Source organism: Paenibacillus sp. J31TS4 (assembly GCF_018403265.1).
Lineage (GTDB): Bacteria > Bacillota > Bacilli > Paenibacillales > NBRC-103111 > J31TS4.
In genome coordinates this window covers 1-976 of record NZ_BOSI01000017.1, presented here as the reverse complement: position 1 = coordinate 976, position 976 = coordinate 1, and the positions used below count along the sequence as shown (strand labels likewise).

The 976-nt window shown below is 57.6% G+C and carries 1 protein-coding gene and 1 pseudogene; both read right to left on the bottom strand.

Annotation, left to right across the window (positions count from 1 at the left end):
• Positions 1 to 701 (bottom strand): carbohydrate ABC transporter permease (locus tag KJS47_RS23750; RefSeq protein ID WP_213528388.1); only part of this gene is annotated, 701 nt, incomplete at its 3' end.
• Positions 702 to 718: 17 nt separating this feature from the next.
• Positions 719 to 976 (bottom strand): annotated as a pseudogene (locus tag KJS47_RS23745) (sugar ABC transporter permease); the annotation flags it as partial.

Below are 976 nucleotides of genomic sequence, written 5' to 3'. Positions count from 1 at the left end.
AGGATCTCCCGCAGAATCAGCTGCAGCGGATACTTGCCCCGGTCGGTCAGGTAGATGAGGGCGTTGAAGAAGGCGTTCCAGTGCCCGACCGCGTAGAACAGAATCATGACCGCGATGATCGGCATCGACAGCGGCATCACCACCCGCAGGAGAATCTGGAAGTTGTTGCACCCGTCAATCGACGCCGCCTCCTGAATCTCATACGGAATGCTGGACTGGAAGTACGTCCGCATGATGATGATGTTCGTCACCGCAACCGCGTTCGGGATGACCAGCGCCCAGAACGTGTTCAGCATGTGCAGCTTCTTGATCAGCAGGTACGTCGGGATGAGTCCGCCGCTGAAGAACATCGTGAAGACGATGATCGCCGTCACGACGTGGCGGCCCTTGAAGTCCTTGCGCGACAGCGGATACGCCGCGCAGATCGTCATGAACAGGTTGATCGCCGTGCCCAGGACCGTGTAAAAGATCGTGTTCATGTAGCCCGTCAGAATCTCGCTGTTCTGGAACACTTTCTTGTAGCCCTCAAAGTTCAGGCCCTCCGGCAGCAGCCACAGCTCGCCCCGCACGACCGCCGACGGGTCGCTCACCGACGCGCTCAGCACGAACAGCAGCGGGTACAGCACGATGATCGTGATGAGCACGAGCATCGTCGTGTTGATGAAATCGAATATCCGGTCTCCCCGGCTAGTATCCAGCATCTGTTAGCTCTCCCCTCTTACCATAGGCTGGTCTCGTTCAACCGTCTGGCGGCATAGTTGACGACGATAAGCATCACGAAGTTAATGACCGAGTTGAACAGTCCGACTGCCGCCGAGAAGCTGTACTGAGCCCCGAGAATACCGCTCCGGTACACGTACGTCGAGATGACGTCGGACGCTTCCATGTTGAGCGAGTTCTGCATCAGGAAGACCTTCTCGAAGCCGACGCCCATGATGGAGCCGACGTTCAGAATGAGCAGGATGACGATCGTCGG